This is a genomic window from Actinomyces faecalis (genome assembly GCF_013184985.2).
GTDB lineage: Bacteria > Actinomycetota > Actinomycetes > Actinomycetales > Actinomycetaceae > Actinomyces > Actinomyces faecalis.
In genome coordinates, this window is the sequence record NZ_CP063418.1 from 2165137 (window position 1) to 2185012 (window position 19876).

A 19876-nucleotide genomic window follows, 5' to 3' on the forward strand; every position below is an offset into this window, starting at 1 on the left:
TGCTCAGCTCTCCCGACTTCCACGCAGCTGGACCACGTACGCCACCGCCATGGTGATCAGGCCCATGACAATGGCAACCGTCGCGGAGTAGTTGTACTGCTGGCCCGCGAAAGAGAGGTTGTAGGCATAGTAGTTAGGCGTGTAGTAGGTGGTGATTGCGTTCGGCGCCAGGTTCTGAAGGATGGACGGCTCGTTGAACAGCTGGAAGGAACCGATGATCGAGAAGATCGTCGCGATCCCCAGAGCGCCTCGCAGTGCCGGAACCTTGATCGCGGTCACGATCCGCCACTCGCTCGCACCGTCGATCGCTGCTGCCTCGTAGAGGCTGTGCGGGATGGTCTTGAGCGAGGAGTAGAAGATCAGCATGTTGTAGCCAAGGAACTCCCAGGTCACGATGTTGCCGATCGAGACGAGGATGACCTCGGATCCCAGCGGGTCCGGGAGGGAGACCCCCAGCAGGTCCGACAGCGAACCCACGAGCCCGAACCTGTTGCCGTACATAAATCCCCACATCAACGCAGCCACGACGGCCGGGACGGCGTAGGGCATAAAGATCGACACCCTGAAGAACGCGGTGCCCCACAGCTTCAAGGAGTCGATAGCCAATGCCGCCAACAGCGACAGGAAGAGCATGATCGGCACCTGGACCACGAGAAAGAGCGTCACGCGGCGGAAGGCCTCCCAGAACTGAGCGTCCCCGAGGAGTTGGACGTAATTGTCTGCACCGACGAACTGGTTGCCGCCGATCATGCGCTTCTGGAACAGGCTCAGGTAGATCGAGTAGGCGATCGGAGCGAGGAATACAAAGACGAAGACCGCCATGAAGGGGCCCACGAAGCCCCAGCCTGTCCAGCGCCTGCGCTGGCGCCGCGACGGCGCCCGCGTACCGCCGTCCGTGACAGCGCGCGCGGCAAGAGAGTTTACCGACATCTTCGTCCTTCCGTCTCTGCAGTGAGCGAGTGTGCCCCACAGATTTCCAATGTTTACGTCAAAACCACTCGTTGCAATGATGTTCACGTAAACATCTGGGATGGGTGTTACCCTGGCACACGGATCGATACCGTGTCAACTACCACTTCCCAGCGTCAGGAGGTCCCCGTGCCACCCCGGAGACGCCGTCAGGTCTCCATGGCCGACGTTGCTGAGGCCGCAGGAGTCTCACCCCAGACCGTCTCTCGTGTCTCTAACGGCTATGAGGGCGTCGTACCCGCTACCCGCGAGCGCGTGGTCGCCGCCATGAGACAGCTGGGCTACCGTCCTAACGCAGCCGCACGGGCCCTCAAGCGTGGTTCCTTCCGCAACATCGGTGTCGTCATGTTCGACCTGACCACGGTCGGCAACACCTCGACCCTCGCGGCGATCTCGGAGTCAGCTGCCGCCCACGGCTACACCGTGACCCTCCTGTCCCCACAGTCCCGTACGGCGGACTCGCTCTCCGGGGCCTTCAACCGCCTGGAGGAGATGCTCGTCGACGGCGTCATCCTCGTCATGGAGTCCGCTCCGGAAGGGGCAGCAGGCACCTCCTTCGCTCTTCCTGACGTCAGCCACCTGGTCGTCGTGGACTCCGCGCTGGGACCCGATCACGCTGTGGTCGACACTGATCAAGCTGCTGGCACCCGTTCCGCAGTTGAACATCTACTGGCCCTAGGGCACCGCACAGTCCACCACATCACCGGCCCCGCCCACTCATACTCAGCCATACGTCGAGAGACCGCGTGGCGCACCGTGCTGACTGAGGCGGGCCGCGAAATCCCCGCACCCTTGACGGGAAACTGGAGTGCTTCATCCGGATATGCAGCCGGCCGCATACTAATGGAGGACCCCGACTGCACTGCGGTCTTCTGCGCCAACGACGAGATGGCACTGGGCGTGATACACGCAGCCGAGGAGGCTGGACGACGGATCCCGCAGGATCTGTCCATCGTTGGGTTCGATGACATCCCCTTGGCTGCCGACTTCGCGCCTCCACTGACGACTGTCCACCAGGACTTCGCTGGGCTGGGCCGGGTTTGCGTGGCGAGATTGGCTCACATGATCGCCACCGACGAGATCTCCACCGGCATTGAGCTCGTACCAACCTCTCTGACGGTACGCGCATCGACGGCACCACCTCGCCATGACAGAGCACATATCCGCCACACACACTCTCCAGCCTGACAACTGGCAGCAGTCTTCACTCATCTACTTGAGTAGATCCTTGCACCCTTGACGCCTACCCCTCACATACGCGAGGATGCTCACATCCAATAATGGTTGCGTAACCATCATTGGAATACCAGACGTTGACTCAAGGGAGAGAACTGATGCTGACGCGTTCCCTACGTCGTCGGTTCCTGTCGTTCCTCGCCATCACTGCATTGGCAGGAACCGGAGCCGTCGCGCTGATACCCCCCACCCAGGCAACTGCCGCCACACCGGATGTCACCATTACCCCCAACCCGAGTTACCAGTCAGAAGCCTTCGAAGGATGGGGCACTTCCCTAGCATGGTTTGCCAATGCCACTGGCGATTACCCAGACGATGTCCGTAACACGCTGAGGGAGGCGGTCTTCGGAGAAGATGGCCTGAATCTCAACATCGCGCGATACAACATTGGCGGCGGCGACGCCTCCGACGTCCCTCCCTATCTAAGACCTGGAGGTGCCGTCGAAGGGTGGTGGAACCCACAGCTCGAGGCCACCGACTCCCAGGGGCCAATCACTTCAACCTACGCCGACCGTGAGCGCTATCGCTCAGCCTGGGACGGGGATGACCTGGCGTCCTACAACCTTAAAGCCGATGGGACCCAGCGCTGGTGGATTGACGCCTTGAAGAAGGACATCACCAAGTGGGAGGCCTTCTCCAACTCACCACCTTATTTCCTCACTGCTTCAGGTTTTGTCTCCGGCGGTCGTAATAACGCGACCTCCGAACAGCTGGCTGAGGCAGACATGGAAGCCTTTGCAGATTACCTTGTCGCCGTTGTGGACGAGTTAGAAAAGGTTCACGGTATCTCCTTCGCCACCATTGACCCCTTCAACGAACCCAACACCAACTACTGGCAAAGCCGTATCGGGGCCAACGGATGGCCAACCTCAGAGTCCCGCCAAGAGGGGGCGCACATTGGCCCCCGTGCCCAGGACAAGATGATCCAGGTCCTAGCCTCACGCCTGGCCGAGAACGGGACTCAGACCAAGGCGATCATCTCCGCCATGGATGAGACCAACCCCTCGACCTTCGTACGTAACTGGCAGGCCTACTCGGCCGATGCCCGTCAAGCTGTGGGCCAGTACAACGTTCACACCTACAGCACCAGCGACCGCCAGGTAGTCCGCGATATCTCTAAGGTCGAGAACACCAATCTGTGGATGAGCGAGGTTGAGGGCGACTGGAGTCCAGGCAAGGGCTTAGACCTAAGCGAGATGGGCAATGGCTTGGGAATGGCCCAGCGTATTGCCGACGACCTGCGCGAGCTGGAGCCACGTGCCTGGGTCTTCTGGCAGCCGGTTGAGGATCTTTACAACATGGAGAAGGTGGAGAAGCTGAACTGGGGGTCAGTCCTTATTGACTTTGACTGCGACGCCAACGGCAACTCCGCTCGCCGCTTGGCTGATGGCGATGCGGATCCTTCATGCAAAGTGCTGACCAACTCCAAGTACAACACAGTTCGTAACTACACCCATTACATCCGTCCCGGCGCGCATCTGATCCCAACCACTTCCAACGAGTCAACGGCAGCAGTGCGGGCGGATGGCTCAGGTGTGGACATCGTCCACACCAACTCCTCTTCCGAAGAGCGTACCGTCGCCCTGGACCTGTCCCGATTCGCTTCGGTCGCGGGCGCCACGGTAACCCCCGTGGTGACAACACAGTCGCCTGCAGACAGGCCCACAGCCAATGCGCTGGTCAAAGGGACCCCTGTGGCAGTGGATCAGGCTACAGCCACCGCCACGCTGACAGTTCCTGCCCGCTCAGTGACCACCTTCGTCATTGATGGCGCCACCGGTATTGCCGACGACGCACCGCTACTGAAAGACGGCCATTCTTATGATCTGCGCGGGGTCCAATCCGGACTGAGCCTAACTGCCAAAGACCGAGGCATCGTCATTGACAACACAGCCGCAGAGACGGCAGCCGACCAGGTGTGGCGCGTGACAACTCTGTCCGGTAGTGGCACTAACGAGCAGAAGGTGACGCTGACCAATGTCCGCGGTCAGGTCCTGGCCAACGTCGACGGTTCCGCAGCCGCAATCGACCCGGAAGAGGTTTCCCCCCAGGCACGATCGTGGATCGTGACAACGACCAATGGCGTTGATCTTTCTCTTGTCTCTGCGACCGAGCCGGTAGTGGCGGAGGTCAATGGACAGGCTCGCGAGCCCGGCAGCCGCGTTGGCACCTACACGTCCAACGGCGGTGGCAACCAGCGGTGGACCGCCCGCGACGTGACCATCTCAGGATTTAAGCCTGTGACTGTGAATACCGCGGTCGCTCAGGCTCCCACGCTGCCGAGCACGGTGACTCCACTGTACGCCGATGGTGCAGGTTCAGCTGTTACCGTGACCTGGAATCTCGAGGAGGCAGACTGGAGTACTCCTGGGACGGTGACAATCACTGGAAGCGGCACGGACCAGTACGGTGCTGCTTTCGACAACGCCAAGGCGCGTGTGGAAGTTGGCCCTGCAAGCAGCACCGATCCTACAAGTGTGACCCTCGCCGTCGGTACAAAGCTCGCCGACGCCAAAGCGATCTTACCGACGACGGTGCCAGCCCAGGCTGGCTCCTCTGCCTTTCGCTTTCAGGCTCCAGTAACGTGGGACCTGTCCGGCCTCACTCAGGAGTACCTAGACACACCGGGGATCTACCCCGTAGCCGGAACCGCAGTGTCGGGAGGCGCGCAGCTGGAAGCGCGACTCAACATCCTCGTGGTTGAGGCCGTACCTACCAATATTGCCCCCAGTTCACGCACATCCGCTTCTTTTGTTGAGCCCGGATACTCCACAGACGGGACGGTCAATGGGATCCGAACAGACAAGGCGTGGTCAAACTGGCGGTCTGGAGCGAAGAACACCACAGACACGCTGACCTACACCCTGGCTCGGGCAGAGACCATCAAGGATGCCAGCCTATTCTTCTATAAGGACGGAGAATCCAAGAGCTGGCCCGTATCTATCCTGGCCGAATACCTGCCCGCAGAGGGAGCCACGTCCACCCACAGCGAGGCCACAGATGCTTGGCTCCCTGCCCATGAGGTCCCTGTGCCTGACAGTGACCAGGCACCGGTGGTCACTGTCGATTTCGATGCGGTTCAGGCCAAGGCGATACGCTTCACACTGACCGCACGGCCGCAGACGCACATGATCCTCTCCGAGGTGGAGATTAACGCCCTGCAGCCTGCTCCTTCCTCGGTCTCGTCCCTCGCCAGGCTGACCGTTGACGGGGCGGACGTTGAAGGCTTCAACCCTTCTCACACGTCTTATGAGCTGAGCGCGGCCGGAACCGAGCAGCCTTCCATTGTCGCGATTCCCACAGATCAGGACGCGACAGTGTCTTCTTCCCAGGACGCACATGGGACAACGACACTCACTGTCACCGCCCCAGACGGGTCGACGACGGTGTATACCGTGTCCATCAATCTATCCCCTCCTACAGCGGGTCCCGAGGACCCTGCTGAGTCCGAAGGGCCGCAAGATCCTGAGGATCCTCGAGAACAGGACGATCCCGATGCCCCGCAGGACCCGGCCGACCCGCCGATCCCAACCGACCCGCCGGGCAAGGACACACCATCGAAAGCAACGTCGCTGGCATCAGAGAAGACACCTCGTCGTGATACCGATCAGCACGGTCAGGCCACATCAGGTGCATACTCCGAGAACGGTTCTCTGACACGCACTGGCGTCGACAGCTCACTGCTGACGGCAGCCGCAGCCCTGTTCCTAGCCGGCTCGGCCCTTGTCGGACGCAGACGTCGTCAGGCCTAATCAGCGGGTTCTCAATGCTTTGGGGGTGGGTGGATTCCTCCCACCCCCAAAGCATTGAGAACCTTTCCGTGGATGGAGCAACTGAAGTGGCGGATTGCTCCACCTCAAGTAGAGAAAACTCAATTTTGTCGTATTCGAAAGTATCCGGCGGGTAGGATGCGAACTCCACCACGATGGAGTGCCCTAGCTTTTTAGGTCCAGGCGACTTGACTGTTGTCCATTGATGCCCTACCTGTGGGTGGGGAGGATGGATGAATGGTGAAGAAGCTCAGCAAGCACACTCCCGAACAGATCGTTCGTCAGCTGGATAAGGCGCGGGAGATGAAGGAGTCAGGGTCGACCACGGCTCAGGTCCTCACGCAGCCAGGGGTCAGCAACCCATAGGCTGAACCGGTGGCAGTCAACGTATAGGTCGATGACCAAGAGCGCAGCCACAGAGCCGCAGCGACTGCGTGAGGAGAACACGCGCCTCAAGCGGCTCCTTGGTCAGGCCGAGCTGGAGAAGGCAGCATGGAAGGAGCTGTCGGAGGGAAGCCTCTCAGACCAGCCCACCGCCGGGGACACCAGCGCGCCTGGGTCAACGCTCTCGAACAGGGGTATGGGGTGTACCGGGAAACGTTCCGCCGCCTGTGGCGCGAGGAAGGCCTACGGGTGCTGCCGCGTCGGAAGCGTAAACGCGTCGAAGGGTCGTTGATGAGCTCACGCGCGAGCACCTCGCCTTTGGGACTGACCGCAAGCCTGACACTGTTTCGGTGATTGAGCTGCTGGACGTGGCCTGTCTGGACCATAGTGGGCGAGCGCGGGTGACCCGGATGGATAACGGGTCAGAATTCATCACCCGTGCCCTCGACACGTGAGCCAGGCGGGACGGGACGATCCAGGCGTCTATCCCGCCCGGTCCAGTCCTGGCTAGGCGGGTACGTCGAGTCATTCCACAACCGGATACGTGACGAGCTCTCGGAGGACAACAGTATCGACAACCTAGCCCACGCCCGAGCCCTCGTGGCCCAGTGGTCACGACGCTACAACGACTTCCATCCGCACCCCTGCCTGGGCTACCTCAGCCCACGACGGTACGCGGAACAATGGAAACAAGAAAACACGGTCAACACTTAAACCCACTAGACCTAATTCCCAGACCACTCCAACCAGCATCCAGCTAGTTCCCGCCTCATTCATGGTCCGGGCCTCGGCGGCGCCTCCACGAGCCTGAGTGCAGCAGGCCTCGACACCCCAACGAGCTGGCCAAGACAGGTGTGGTGGGCCCTTCCCGTATGAAGGTACCCACCACACCTGCACGGGCAGGTACGAGACTCACACGGCCTTGGCCGCACGTTTCTTGTTGACCAAGTCGAAGGCAACCGCACCAAGAACCACCAGGCCCTTGATCGCCTGCTGGTAGTCAATGCCGACACCCATGAGGGACATGCCGTTGTTCATCACAGCCATGACAAGGCCGCCGATGATCGCACCAACCACTGTGCCGATTCCACCAGTTACCGCTGCGCCGCCGATGAAGCACGCCGCGATCGCGTCAAGCTCAAACCCGGTGCCAGCCTTGGGGCCGGCCATGTTGAGGCGAGAGGTGAAGATAATGCCCGCCAGAGCACACAGCACACCGTTGTTCACAAAGACCCAGAAGCGAACCCACTGGACCTTGACACCGGACAGAGCCGCGGCCTCCTTGTTGCCACCGATGGCGTAGATCTGACGCCCGATCACCGTGCGGTTCGCGACGAAGGAGTATGCGAGGATCAGGACCGCCAGGATAATGAGTACATACGGCGTCCCCTTGTAGGTGGCTATCTTCCACGCAAAAGCCATGCCGACAACGCAGACCACCGCGAGCTTGGCGATCCACACCCCCATGGCAGGCACAGGTACGTCATTGCGCACGGAGCGTCGGCGGCTGCGCAGCTCACCGAGGACAAAGGCAACCAGGATCAGTCCCACCAGCACCAACGTGAACAGGTCGTATCCGTATCCTCCTAGGAGCCCGTTGAGGTAGCCCGAGGAGATCTCACGGAAGCCGTTAGGGAAGGGAGAGATCGACAGGTTGTTAAGAACAATCATCGTCAGCCCGCGGAAGATCAGCATGCCGGCCAGCGTCACGATGAAGGCAGGGATACCAACGAAGGCGATCCAGAAGCCTTGCCAGACGCCAACCAGCAGTCCGGTTCCCAGCGCGGCAAGGACAGCCACAGGCCACGGCATCCCATGGTTGACCGTGACAACTCCCGCGACAGCACCTGTCAGCGCCACCACTGACCCCACGGACAGGTCGATGTCTGCCATGAGGATCGCAAAGAGCATGCCGATGGCCAGGACAAGCACATAGGCGTTCTGGACGATGATGTTCGAGACGTTCTGGGCGGACAGGATCTGCCCGTCAGTCAGCACCGCGAACAGGACAATGATCGCAACGAGAGCGACGACGAGGCCTCCCTGCCGCAGATTAGTGCTCAGGGCACGCCTGAGAGATTGGAGCGTTTCGGCCATGGTCAGTCTTCCTTTACCTGAGTCATATAGCGCATGAGGACCTCCTGACTCGCCTCGTCTCGAGGGACGTCAGCAGTGATGCGGCCCTCGGACAGGGTGTAGATCCGGTCGCAGATCCCCAGGAGCTCTGGCAACTCGGAGGAAATGACTAGAATCGCCTTCCCCTCGTCCGCAAGCTTGTTGATGATGGTGTAGATCTCATACTTGGCCCCAACGTCAATTCCTCGGGTTGGCTCATCAAGGATGAGGACGTCAGGCTCAGTGGCCACCCACTTGCCGAGGACAACCTTCTGCTGGTTGCCTCCTGACAGCCCACCAACCCGGGACTCGATCGTGGGAGCCTTAACATTCATCTCTTTAGACAGGGCCGAGACCGTCACCCGCTCTTGGCCAAGGTCGAGGACCCCACCACGAGAGAAACGACGCGGAGCAGCCGAGGACATGTTGCTCTGGATCGAGCCAATGAGATTGAGGCCGTAGCGCTTGCGATCCTCAGAGACATAGGCGAGCCCGCTGGCGATCGCCTCAGAGACATTCTTGAGCTCGATCTCCTTGCCATCCTTGAAGATCTTGCCCTGGATATCGCGTCCGTAGGCGCGACCAAACACACTCATCGCCAGCTCGGTCCGCCCAGCCCCCATGAGGCCTGCCAACCCAACGATTTCCCCGTGACGCACATGGAGGTTGACGTCGTCAACAACGCGTCGAGTGGCATCGGCAGGGTGACGGACGGTCCATCCCTCCAGGCGAAGAGCCTCCTGACCGATCACTGACTCGTGATCGGGGTAGCGGTTGTCCAGGCTGCGTCCGACCATGTGCCGAATAATCTCGGCCTCATCTACTCCCCCGTCAGCGTGCATATCCATGGTCGTGATGGTCCGACCGTCACGAATGATCGTGGTGGAGTCTGCAATTTCACGGATCTCGTTGAGCTTATGCGAGATGATGATGCATGTGATGCCCTGAGCCTTGAGCTGGCGCATGAGAGACAGCAGGTGCATCGAGTCGTCATCGTTGAGGGCCGCCGTCGGCTCGTCGAGGATGAGCAGACGAGCGTTCTTCACCAGCGCCTTGGCGATCTCGACTAGCTGCTGCTTGCCAACCCCAATGTCCTGGATCTTGGTACCCGGATGCTCGTCGAGCCCAACCTTGGCCATGATCTCTTGAGCCTGCGCATTAGTCTTGTGCCAGTCGATGACACCACGTGAGGCCCGCTCGTTACCCAGGAAGATGTTCTCCGCGATCGACAAGAACGGGCTAAGTGCGAGTTCCTGGTGGATGATGGCGATACCAGCGGCCTCGGAGCTCTTGATGTCCGAGAACGCGCACTCCTGATTGTCAAAAATGATCTCACCCTCGTAGGTGCCGTGCGGGTGGACCCCAGACAGCACCTTCATGAGTGTGGACTTCCCAGCGCCGTTCTCTCCACAGATCGCGTGGATCTGTCCACGCTGGACCTGGAAGTTGACGTCATCTAGCGCCAGCACACCCGGGAAGCGCTTGGTGATATGACGCATTTCGAGGATCATGTCCCCCACGTCGCTCTCCTCCTTCTCAGCAGTGGGTGCGGGCCTCGGCTCGCACCCACGTGAGCCGCTGCTCCAAGCCGGACTACTTCAGCTCGTTCTGAGTGATGTAGCCGGTGTCAACGAGGGAGGACTGGACGTTGTCCTTGGTGATGATCTCTGACTTCAACAGGTAGGACGGGACAACCTTGACCCCGTTGTCGTAGGTCTTGGTGTCATTGACCTCCGGCTCACCGCCGTCCAGGATCGCCACGGCCATCTGGACGGCGGCGTCTGCCAGGCTACGGGTGTCCTTAAAGATAGTGGAGTACTGCTCATCGGCCATGATCGACTTGATCCCGGCAACCTCCGCATCCTGTCCCGTCACCGTCGGGTATGGCTGCGCTGCAGTACCGTAGCCGGCCGCCTTAAGGGCACCGAGGATGCCGATGGACATGGAGTCCAAGGGCGAGAGGATGCCATCAACACGAGAACCATCTGAGTAGGTGGAGGTGATGAGGTTGTCCATGCGGGACTGGGCGGTGGCTGCGTCCCAACGCATGGTGGCGACTGTGTCAAAGGCGGTCTGCCCGGACTTGACGCTGATGACGCCCTTGTCAATGAACGGCTTGATCACGTCCATGGCTCCGTTGAAGAAGAACGGTGCGTTGTTGTCATCCGGGGAGCCGCCGAACAGCTCAATGTTAAAGGGACCGGCCTCTCCGGTCTCCTTGCCCTCGGCGTCGAGCAGACCCATGCCTGTCAGGAGCGAGGTGCCCATCTGGGTACCAACGTCGTAGTTGTCGAAGCTGGTGTAGTAGGAGACGTTCTCATTGTCGCGGATGAGGCGGTCGTAGGAGATCACGGGGATACCAGCCTCTCCGGCAGCATCAAGCTGGCTGGACAGGGCTGTACCGTCGATCGGGGCGATGATAAGAAGGTTCGCACCCTGGGTGACCATGTTGTCGATCTGGTTGGCTTGGGTCGGGATGTCATCCTCAGCGAACTGAAGATCGACCTTGTAGCCCAGCTTCTCCAGCTGAGCCTTGACATTCTCGCCGTCCTTGATCCAGCGTTCGGAGGACTTGGTCGGCATGGCGACGCCGATCTTGATCTCCGAGGCATCCTTGCCAGCGGTGTCGTTACCACTGCCGCCACTGGCTCCGGAACCACCACAGGCAGCCAGCAGCGCGACACCAGTGACAGCCAGACCACTGGCCAGGACCGAGCGACGCGTGAGCATTCGGGACATGGGATTCTCCTCCTTGAGAGACAACTGCGCTCACTCACACCTCGATGTGGGAGCATCCAGCACCCCATCAGTGTGAACGTTCATCTTCCGGCTGTCAACACACGGACGACACCTACTCTGTCCTGGACACGAAATAAGCCAATACACCAATGAAATTCACAGGTTTTCACCGCCAGCACCAGTTATCAACAAGACCTGTGACGATCTCAGTGAGCGTTCACACAGACCTCGGATACTCACCCGCGGCTAATGCTCTTCTCATCAGCGCTACAGGGAGGAGGAGCGTCGTACCTTGAGCGTCGGAGGTACAGAGTGCCTGACGCCCGCCTCCCCGGCGATCGCCCGCAGCAGCACCTCGACGCACAGCCGCCCCATCTCCTCAAAAGGCTGGCTGACGGTGGTCAGTGGCGGGGCGTAGTACTCAGCCCCCGCGGTGTCGTCATAGCCCACGACGGCCAGGCGCTCGGGCACCGGCACCCCCTGGTCACGTGCCGCGGCAAGCACACCGAGTGCCATGAGGTCATTGGAGCAGAAGAGCGCGTCAAGCGGCTCCCGCTCGAGCCGGACCAGGATCTCTGTGCCCAGGGTGTAGCCCGACTCCGCAGTCCAGTCGCCCCAGTACAGCTCCGAGGCATCCAGGCCAGCATCCTCCATCGCAGTTCGCCACCCACGCACTCGAGCCTGTGCATCGAACCAGTCACTAGGGCCGGCGATATGGGCGATCCTGCGCCGCCCTGCACCGATCAAGTGACGCACCGCCATTTTGGCTCCCAGCTCCTGATCCACGCAGACAGCATGGAGACGCGCCGAGGGCTCAAAGCCGTCAGCCACCACCACCATGGGTGCCGTGCGGGCAGCAGCCCTGGCCGCGTCAGCGATGCCAATCGACGGCGCCACCACGATGATGCCGTCAACTCCCCGCGTCGCAAGGAAGCCCAGGACCTCATCTACCTCCGAGTCATCCCCCTCACGCAGGGACGTCACGAGGGTCCCATACCCCGCGCCGCGGGCCGCCAATTCAATCGCCGCCGTGGTTGATGCAGGCCCGAAGTACGAGGACCGGCCCGAGACCACGCCGATCATCCGGGTGGAGTCGGTGACCAGCGCACGCGCTGCAAGGTTGGGCCGGTATCCCAGCTCCTTGATCGCGGCCAGCACACGCTCGCGCGTCGCCGGGCGGACGGAGTCAGGGCGGTTGATGACGCGAGAGACTGTCTGGTGCGAGACGCCCGTAGCCCGGGCAACGTCCATCATCCCGGGGCGGCGGCCCTGAGGTGCCGATGCCGTCCCCGCAGACGTCTGCTCACGAGTGCCTCGCACGCCGTCGGCTGGTCTCGCTCCCGTCATAGCCCTATCTTGCCCTGACAACAGCGCGATCCGGGCACCGACAGGACCGCCGCCCACCGGTCAGGCCCGAGCCTGGCCCAGCAGGTAGGCCGCGAGCGCGGAGTCGTCCTCAGCCTCCAGCCCTGCGGCCTTCGCCACCCGGTAGAGGTTCTCCGCCGCACTGGCCACAGGCGTCGGCAGCTGCGCCGCACGGGTGAGGCTGCCGACGATGCCCATGTCCTTGAGGATGACGTCCAGGCGTGAGCGCAGCTCAGGGGTATGTCCCTCCATCTGCTCGACCATGCGCGGGCCACGGTCAGCCAGCATGAAGGAGGCCGCGGCACCGGTACCCATCACCTCGATGCACCGCATGGGGTCCAGCCCCAGGGTCTTGGCCATGGCCAGCGCCTCGGCGGCCGCGGCGGTGTGGATGCCGCACAGGAGCTGGTTGACAGCCTTCATGTTCTGGCCGGCCCCGCACTCCCCCATCTCCACAAGGTTGGAGCCGAGCGCCTGGAGCACCGGACGTGCGGCTGCAAGCGGCTCCTGGCTGCCTCCCAGCATGATGAGCAGCTCGCCGTCGCCGGCTCGCACCGCTCCGCCAGACACAGGGGCGTCCACCAGCCCGACGCCACGGGCGGCCAACCGAGCCTCCGTGTCCAGGACGCACTCAGCGCCGACCGTCGAGGTCACGACGACGACGCTTCCCTCCCTCAGCGTCTCGGAGGCGCCGTCCGCCCCGAAGAGGACCGCCTCCACCTGTGGCGCGGACCGGACGGCGATGACCGCCACGTCGACGTCCTTCGAGGCCTCCGCGGCGCTCGTGCAGGCCTGCGCACCGGCCTGCTGCGCCAGGTCCCGGCGCGCTTCGAAGGGGTCAAAGGCCTTGACCGGGAAGTCCTTGACCAGGTGCTGCGCCATCGGCAGCCCCATGGCGCCCAGACCGAGTACCGCGACCGTCATATCCGTCATCGTGCTTCTCCGCTTCCTTGTGGCGCTCGTCAGTCAGCTGTTCCGCTTCCTTGCTGGAACGCTGTTAGTGCGACGATAACACTTATTCGTGGCGCAGTGGTCCTTCTCATGGCCCCTTGTTCCAGCTCTCCCCACCCAGCCTGAGCTGGAGACGAGCGGCACCATGCAGGCAGACCTGTCGCGGGCCGCCGAGCCGCTTGTGCTCGGCGACCCGCGACAGGTCTGTCTCAGCAAGGCTGAGCCCCGTCAGTCCTCCTCGAAGAGGCGGTAGGTGAACTCGTGGGACTGGCCCACCTCCAGCGTCACCAGGTCCTGCCCGGAGTTGAAGGCGTTCGGAGGACAGGTCATGGGCTCGACCGCGACCCCACGGCGCCCCAGGTGCTCACCGGAGTAGACCTGCACCCACGGCACGTCTGAGCTCATGACGGCGGTGCGTCCGCCCTCGCCACCGGTCAGCCGCACCTGCCACACTCCGTCAGGCAGGCCGGTGTAGGCGTTGTCCGTCGAGGTCTGCCCCACGAGCCGGCCCTCGCGCCAGTCCCAGTCGGTTCCCGCGATCTCGCGTTCACCGGCCGGTGCCATCGTGCCGGGCTCGACGTCGAGGACACGCTCGGCCGGAACCGTGAGCACGCACTTGTCCAGCACGACGCCACGAGTGAGGTAGGGGTGGCAGGACACTCCGTAAGGGGCGGGCGCGAGCACGCCGTCGAGCTCCGGCGCACCGGCGACGTTAGCGGCCGGCGCCGCCGCGGCCCCAAGGTTCGTTGAGGTCGTCGTGACGGTCAGGCCTCGCTCGGCGTCCAGGGCGAAACGGACCGCGATCTCCAGGGCCCAGGGGTAGACGTAGGAGGGCGGCAGGGTCAGCTCGAGCGTGACCTCGCTGCGCGGGGCAGCGACGTCGTCGTCGCCGGTCTCGGAGGCGACCTGGAAGTCCGACCACCCCACGAGCCCGTGGAGCGCCGAGCCCGTGTCAGGCTCGTTGCAGGGGACGAGGAAGTCCGCTCCGGCGTAGGTGTAGGTGGAGTCCTTGATGCGGTTGGGCCAGGGGACCAGGGTCTTGCCCTGCCAGGCAGCCGGGAGCGTCCGCTCGGCGTCGAAGGGGACGACGACGTCGCGTCCCTCGCGACGCAGGTGGACGAGCGTGGCGCCCGAGGTGGCAATGCGAGCCTCGTAGGGGCCGGCTACCAGGTCGATGAGCTCTCCGTTGATCATGCTGCTCCTCGCTAGCAGTGGGACGGCGTCAGGCGCCAGGTTGAGGTGTCAGATCGCGCGGCGTCGCGTGAACGCTCACGATCCTAGTCGCCCACCCGCCTCGGAAGCAGTCCTACTGACCGCCCAGGCCCGTGGTGGCCACGGCCTTGATGATCTGGCGCTGGAAGACCATGAACAGCAGGGTCAGTGGCAGCGCCGCGATCATGGCTGAGGCCATCGTCTGGGCGTAGATGATGCCGTAGGCGTTCTTCACCGTGGACAACCCGACCGGCAGGGTCATGAGGTCAGGGTTGTTGGTGACGATGAAGGGCCACATGAAGTTGTTCCACGCTCCGATGAACACGAAGATCGCCACAGCGGTCACGATGGGCCGTGAGATCGGCAGGATGACGTTCCAGAACAGGCGCCAGTTCCCGGCTCCGTCCACTCGGGCGGCGTCCTCGACCTCCTGGGGCACCTGGTCGAAGTACTGCTTGAAGATGTAGACCATCATCGGGGCAATGGTCTGGGGCAGGATGACTCCTGCGAAGGTGTCCACCAGGTTCAGGGCGTCCATCTCCTTGAACAGGGGGACGATCAGAATCTGGCCCGGCACCATGATGAGCGCGATGGTCAGCAGGAACAGCACTCGCCGACCAGCGAAGACCGTGCGCGAGAAGGCGTATCCGGCCAGCGCGCAGATAATGACCGTCAGCACCGTGACCGCAGCCGCGATGAGGAAGGTGTTGCCCATCCACGTGAAGACCTCACCGCGCGCGAAGACCACGCGGTAGTTCTCCAGGGTGAACCCGCCTTCGGGGAACCACCTCAGCGGCAGCGACTGTGCCTGGTTCTCAGTCTTCAGCGAGGTGTCGATCGCCCAGGCCAGCGGCAGCAGCCAGCTGGCGGCCAGGAAGGCGAGGAGGGCAAAGGCCACCACCCGGGCGACCTTGGACTGGCCGAGCAGGAGGTTGCGCGTGCGACGAGTCTCCGCCTTACGCTCGGCACGAGAACGGGCCATGGCAGCGAGCCAGGGGTTGGTCACCGTGGAGGCGGCGGTGGTCTCAGCGCTCATTGTTCTTGCCCTTCCGCGAACGGGTCACCATCTGGAAGACGACCGTGATGACGATGACGACGGCGAAGAAGATGTAGGACATCGCCGAGGCGTAACCCATCCGGTAGTTCGTGAAGCCGGTGTCGTAGATGTACTGGAGAATCGGACGGGTCGAGCCCTCAGGTCCGGAGCCGCCGTTGAAGGCGATGAACATCTGGTCGAAGATCTTCAGAGACGCGATCACCTGCAGCGTAGCCACGAGCACCGTGGTCCCACGCAGCTGGGGCAGAGTGACCGACCACAGCTTGCGCCAGAACCCGGCACCGTCTACCTCAGCGGCTTCGTAGAGCAGGTCCGGGATCGCCTGGAGGCTGGAGAGGTAGAGCAGAAAATTGAAGCCCACCGTCCACCACACGGTGAGGATGACCATGGACCACATGGCGACGTCGACGTCCGTGAGCCAGCCGACCTTGTCCAGGCCCATCTGCTCGATCCAGTAGTTGACGAAGCCGACGTCGGAGTTGAACAACCAGGTCCACACCTGGACCACGACGGCTACCGGCAGCAGGTAGGGCGCGAAGAAGGCCAGGCGCCAGAACCACTGGCCGGGGATGCCGATGTAGACCAGGAGCGCCATCACCAGGGCGATGAGGACCAGCGGGATGGTGCTCATGACGGTGAAGGCGACGGTGTGCCCCAGGGTCTGCCACATCGTGGTGTCACCAAAGGCCTCGACGTAATTGTCCAGGCCGACCCAGCCACCGTTGCCCATGAGGGACTGCTCGGTGAAGGACAGCCACAGTCCGTACAGGATCGGCAGGATCAGGAACAGGACCGCGACGACGAGGAAGGGCACGAGGAAGGGCAGGCCTGAGCCCAGCCGCTTGATCGAGGGCTGAGAAGCCCTTGCAGCCTCAGCGTGACGCGCTGAGCGCGAGGAGGTACTGACTGACATGATGCGTTGCTCCTCGTCTCTCAGGCGGGCGGGTTCTGGGCGAGCATGGCGTCGAGGCGGTCCACGAGACCGTCAACAGCCTGCTCAGCCGTCAGGGAGTGGGACAGCCAGCACGACTGCATGACCTCGGCCACGCGCGCCTGGAAGTCGCCTCCGGAGCCTGTGAACCACGCTGCGGGCTCGAAGACGCCTTCATCCATCGCGTTGGCGTAGTGGGACTGCGGGACCAGCTCCTGGTACTCAGCCGAGTCCGTGACCTGGAGGTTGGCGGGAGTGTGTCCGCCTCCTGCCCAGTCAAGGGAGTTCTTGAGCATCCCTGCCACGACCTCGTAGGCCGCGTCACGCCGCTCCTCGTCCACCTTGTCCTGGTGAGGAAGCACGAAGACGTGGCAGTCACCGAAGGTGGCGGGTGCCCCGAAGACGGTTGGCATCGTCATGGCGTCGAAGGGGATCTCAGCCTTCTGGAACGAGGGAAGCTCCCAGTTGCCCATGAAGGTGATACCCGTACGACCGGTAGAGAAGGAGGCGATGGCGCCGCCGTAGTCCATGTTCGGGTCAGCGATCTGGCCGTCGAGCATGTCAGCGACGAACTGCGTGACCGTGACCGCCGCCTCGCGGTCCAGGTCCGCCTTCTTGCCCGGCGTCAGGGTCGCCGTGGCGCCGGTCTGGAAGTACAGCCCCCACCACAGACGGCACACCTGAGCACCGTCGCCGGTGTAGCCGTAGGAGATTCCCTGGCCTCCGGTGACGTCCGCGAGCGCGCGCCCCGCCTCCAGGAAGGCCTCGGGCGAGGTCAGCCTGCTGAGCCTGCCGCTGGAGTCCAGCAGCCCGGCCTGCTCGCACAGGTCGGTGTTGTAGAACATGAGGAAGGCGTGGAAGTCCAGGGGGACGGCGAACTGCTTGTCGTTCACGAAGCACTTCTCCCACAGGGTGGGAGAGAACATGTCCTGTGTGACGCCGTGGTCAGCCAGACGGTCCAGGTCCCAGGTGTCGAGCAGCCCGCCTGGAGCGTAGCCGACCACGCGGGTGGCGTGCATGACCGCCAGGTCCGGAGACCGTCCACCCACTGAGGACATCGCGAGCTTGGTGTAGTAGGGCCCTCCCCAGGTCAGGACGACCGGGTCGATCTCGATCCCAGGGTTCTGCTGGCCGACGGTGTCCATCATCGCCTGGAAGACGCCACCGTCACCTCCTGTGAACAGGTGCCACAGCTGGACCTTGGTACGGTCCTGTGCCGAGGCGTTGGAGCAGCCCGACAGCAGCCCTCCTCCCGCGACAGCGGCGCCGCCGAGCATAGCGGCGGTCAGGAAGCTGCGCCGGCTCGGCATTCCCCGACCGGGGACCCAGAGCTGACTCATCATTGACCTCCTTGTCAATGAGTGCTGATACAGATGTGCGTCGCGCAGCGCCTCGCGCACGACTGGCCGGTGCTCGTAGGGGACGGGAACGCTGCCTGGGGTCGTCAACCGGCTGGCGACCCCAGGCGGCAGGCGCTCAGGCCAGCTCGACGGCGAGCCAGCTGGCCGGAGGCAGCGTGGTGGTGAGCACGCCGTCGGACAGCTCCACGGCGTGGGGCACGGGGACCACGGCGTCCGGGTTGTCCGCGGTGTTGACGGCGTCCAGGTCCTCAGGCGCCAGGACCTGAGCCTCTACGACGCGGCTGACTCCCAGGCCGTCGAGGACGGCGCTGAGGTCCACCGGCTCAGTCAGTGAGCGGTTGAGAGCGAGCAGGGATCCGGTGCCAGCCTCCTTGTCCCAGGTGACGACGGCGTCGAGCTGGTCGACCTCGCCGTAGCGCTCGGTCTGGGTGCGCGGAGTGGAGACGACGGCGTCGTAGGCCGTGCCGCGAGCGATACGAGATCCGATGGAGAAGGGGTAGAAGGTGGTCTGGCGCCAGGCCCGTCCACCCTTCTCCGTCATGATGGGGGCGATGACGTTGACGAGCTGGGCGATGCACGCCGCCTTAACACGGTTGGCGTGGCGCAGCAGGGAGATAAGCATGCCGCCCAGGGCGAGCGCGTCGGCACCGGTGTAGACGTCCTCGATCCGTTTGGGGGCGAAGGGCCAGTCGTCGGTGGCGAAGCCGTGCTCCATGGAGTTCCACTCCGACAGGCGCCACACGTTCCACTCGTCGACACTGATCTTGATCTTCTTGTCCGAGCGCTTCTTGGCGCCCACGGCGTCCGCGGTGGCGATGACGCCGTCGATGAAGCGGTCCATGTCGTAGCCGGCGGCGAGGAGGCTGGCGCGGTCCTGGACGTCAGGATCGACGTAGCGGTGCATGGAGATGTAGTCGACCTCGTCGTAGTTGAGGTCGAGGACGGTGCGCTCCCAGTCACCGAAGGTGGGCATCTCCCAGGCGGAGGACCCGCAGGCCACGAGCTCCAGGTCCTGGTCCATCATCTTCATGGCGCGGGCGGTCGAGCCAGCGAGGTAGGCGTAGTCCTCGGCGTTCTTGTGGCCGACCTGCCAGGGGCCGTCCATCTCGTTGCCCAGGCACCACATGCGCACGTTGTAGGGCTCGGTGTGGCCGTTGTCCCGGCGCATGTCCGCGTACTGGGTGCCGAGCTCGCCGTTGGTGTAGTCGAGGATGTTGACAGCGTCCTCCTCGCCACGGGTACCGAGGTTGATAGCCATCATCGGCTCGATCTCAGCCTGACGGCACCACTCCATGAACTCGTCCAGGCCGAAGGAGTTGGGCTCGGTGGAGTGCCAGGCCAGCTCGCGGCGGGTGGGACGCTCGGACACCGGGCCGATGGCGTCCTCCCAGCGGTAGTTGGACACGAAGTTGCCGCCGGGGTAGCGGGCCACCGTGATGCCGAGCTCGCGCACGAGCTCCATGACGTCCTGACGCAGACCGTGCTCGTCTGCCGTGGGGTGGTCCGGCTCGAAGATCCCGGTGTAGACGCACCGGCCCATGTGCTCCACGAGCACGCCGTACATACGGCGGTCGATATCGCCGATGGGGCGGTGGGCGTCAACCGCGATGCGTGCGTTAGCCATAGGGACTCTCCTTGAGGTGTAGTACATCGAGCTCGCCAACGGCGTCCACATGTCTTCCCCGTCCGGCGGCAACGTAAGCGTCCCCCATCACTTCATCGTTGTCAACCCTTTTGGACAACATCATCAGCATCGTTCATCAGATACGTTGTCACTACGTGGCTC

The 19876-nt window shown here is 63.1% G+C and carries 14 protein-coding genes; 3 read left to right on the top strand and 11 right to left on the bottom strand.

Annotated features, from left to right (window positions below):
• Positions 1-3 precede the first annotated feature (3 nt).
• Complete coding sequence (locus HRL51_RS09345) at positions 4-930, bottom strand: carbohydrate ABC transporter permease (protein WP_172191441.1); 927 nt, start codon at positions 928-930, stop codon at positions 4-6.
• A 132-nt stretch (positions 931-1062) separates the two neighbouring features.
• Here HRL51_RS09345 and HRL51_RS09350 point away from each other — a divergent pair, with 132 nt between their 5' ends.
• The 3 genes from HRL51_RS09350 (at position 1063) to HRL51_RS12020 (ending at position 7073) form a co-directional block, all read left to right on the top strand.
• Entirely contained in the window at positions 1063-2157 is a 1095-nt protein-coding gene (locus HRL51_RS09350) for a LacI family DNA-binding transcriptional regulator (protein ID WP_244960154.1), read from the top strand.
• Between the two features lie 110 nt (positions 2158-2267).
• Entirely contained in the window at positions 2268-5957 is a 3690-nt protein-coding gene (locus HRL51_RS09355) for an Ig-like domain-containing protein (protein ID WP_172191443.1), read from the top strand.
• An 840-nt stretch (positions 5958-6797) separates the two neighbouring features.
• Positions 6798-7073 (top strand): integrase core domain-containing protein, encoded by a 276-nt coding sequence (locus HRL51_RS12020; protein WP_172119504.1) that lies wholly within the window; start codon positions 6798-6800, stop codon positions 7071-7073.
• A gap of 198 nt (positions 7074-7271) precedes the next feature.
• On the opposite strand, the gene mmsB is transcribed toward HRL51_RS12020, so the two are convergent.
• The 10 genes from mmsB to arfA all read right to left on the bottom strand — a co-directional run bounded on the left by mmsB (position 7272) and on the right by arfA (position 19714).
• The gene (mmsB, locus tag HRL51_RS09365) at positions 7272-8456 is read right to left on the bottom strand and encodes a multiple monosaccharide ABC transporter permease (protein ID WP_172119503.1); all 1185 of its coding nucleotides are present in this window, start codon (positions 8454-8456) and stop codon (positions 7272-7274) included.
• Between the two features lie 2 nt (positions 8457-8458).
• On the bottom strand, positions 8459-9985 hold the full coding sequence (mmsA, locus tag HRL51_RS09370; protein ID WP_172191984.1) for a multiple monosaccharide ABC transporter ATP-binding protein: 1527 nt from the start codon (positions 9983-9985) through the stop codon (positions 8459-8461).
• An 82-nt stretch (positions 9986-10067) separates the two neighbouring features.
• On the bottom strand, positions 10068-11213 hold the full coding sequence (gene chvE / locus HRL51_RS09375) for a multiple monosaccharide ABC transporter substrate-binding protein (protein ID WP_280528696.1): 1146 nt from the start codon (positions 11211-11213) through the stop codon (positions 10068-10070).
• A 267-nt stretch (positions 11214-11480) separates the two neighbouring features.
• Complete coding sequence (locus HRL51_RS09380) at positions 11481-12467, bottom strand: LacI family DNA-binding transcriptional regulator (protein WP_172119558.1); 987 nt, start codon at positions 12465-12467, stop codon at positions 11481-11483.
• A gap of 153 nt (positions 12468-12620) precedes the next feature.
• Positions 12621-13511 (bottom strand): NAD(P)-dependent oxidoreductase, encoded by an 891-nt coding sequence (locus tag HRL51_RS09385; RefSeq protein ID WP_172119502.1) that lies wholly within the window; start codon positions 13509-13511, stop codon positions 12621-12623.
• A 246-nt stretch (positions 13512-13757) separates the two neighbouring features.
• Entirely contained in the window at positions 13758-14723 is a 966-nt protein-coding gene (locus HRL51_RS09390; RefSeq protein WP_172191445.1) for an aldose 1-epimerase family protein, read from the bottom strand.
• A 112-nt stretch (positions 14724-14835) separates the two neighbouring features.
• The gene (locus HRL51_RS09395; protein ID WP_172191447.1) at positions 14836-15777 is read right to left on the bottom strand and encodes a carbohydrate ABC transporter permease; all 942 of its coding nucleotides are present in this window, start codon (positions 15775-15777) and stop codon (positions 14836-14838) included.
• Positions 15767-16711 (bottom strand): carbohydrate ABC transporter permease, encoded by a 945-nt coding sequence (locus HRL51_RS09400; RefSeq protein ID WP_172191449.1) that lies wholly within the window; start codon positions 16709-16711, stop codon positions 15767-15769. Before HRL51_RS09400 ends, HRL51_RS09395 begins: the two co-directional genes overlap by 11 nt.
• 20 nt (positions 16712-16731) lie before the next feature.
• Positions 16732-18069, bottom strand: a complete 1338-nt coding sequence (locus HRL51_RS09405) for an extracellular solute-binding protein (protein WP_172191451.1) — start codon at positions 18067-18069, stop codon at positions 16732-16734.
• A gap of 136 nt (positions 18070-18205) precedes the next feature.
• Positions 18206-19714 carry an arabinosylfuranosidase ArfA gene (arfA, locus tag HRL51_RS09410; RefSeq protein WP_172191453.1) on the bottom strand — a complete coding sequence of 503 codons (1509 nt, stop codon included), beginning with the start codon at positions 19712-19714 and terminating at the stop codon, positions 18206-18208.
• Between the last annotated feature and the right edge of the window lie 162 nt (positions 19715-19876).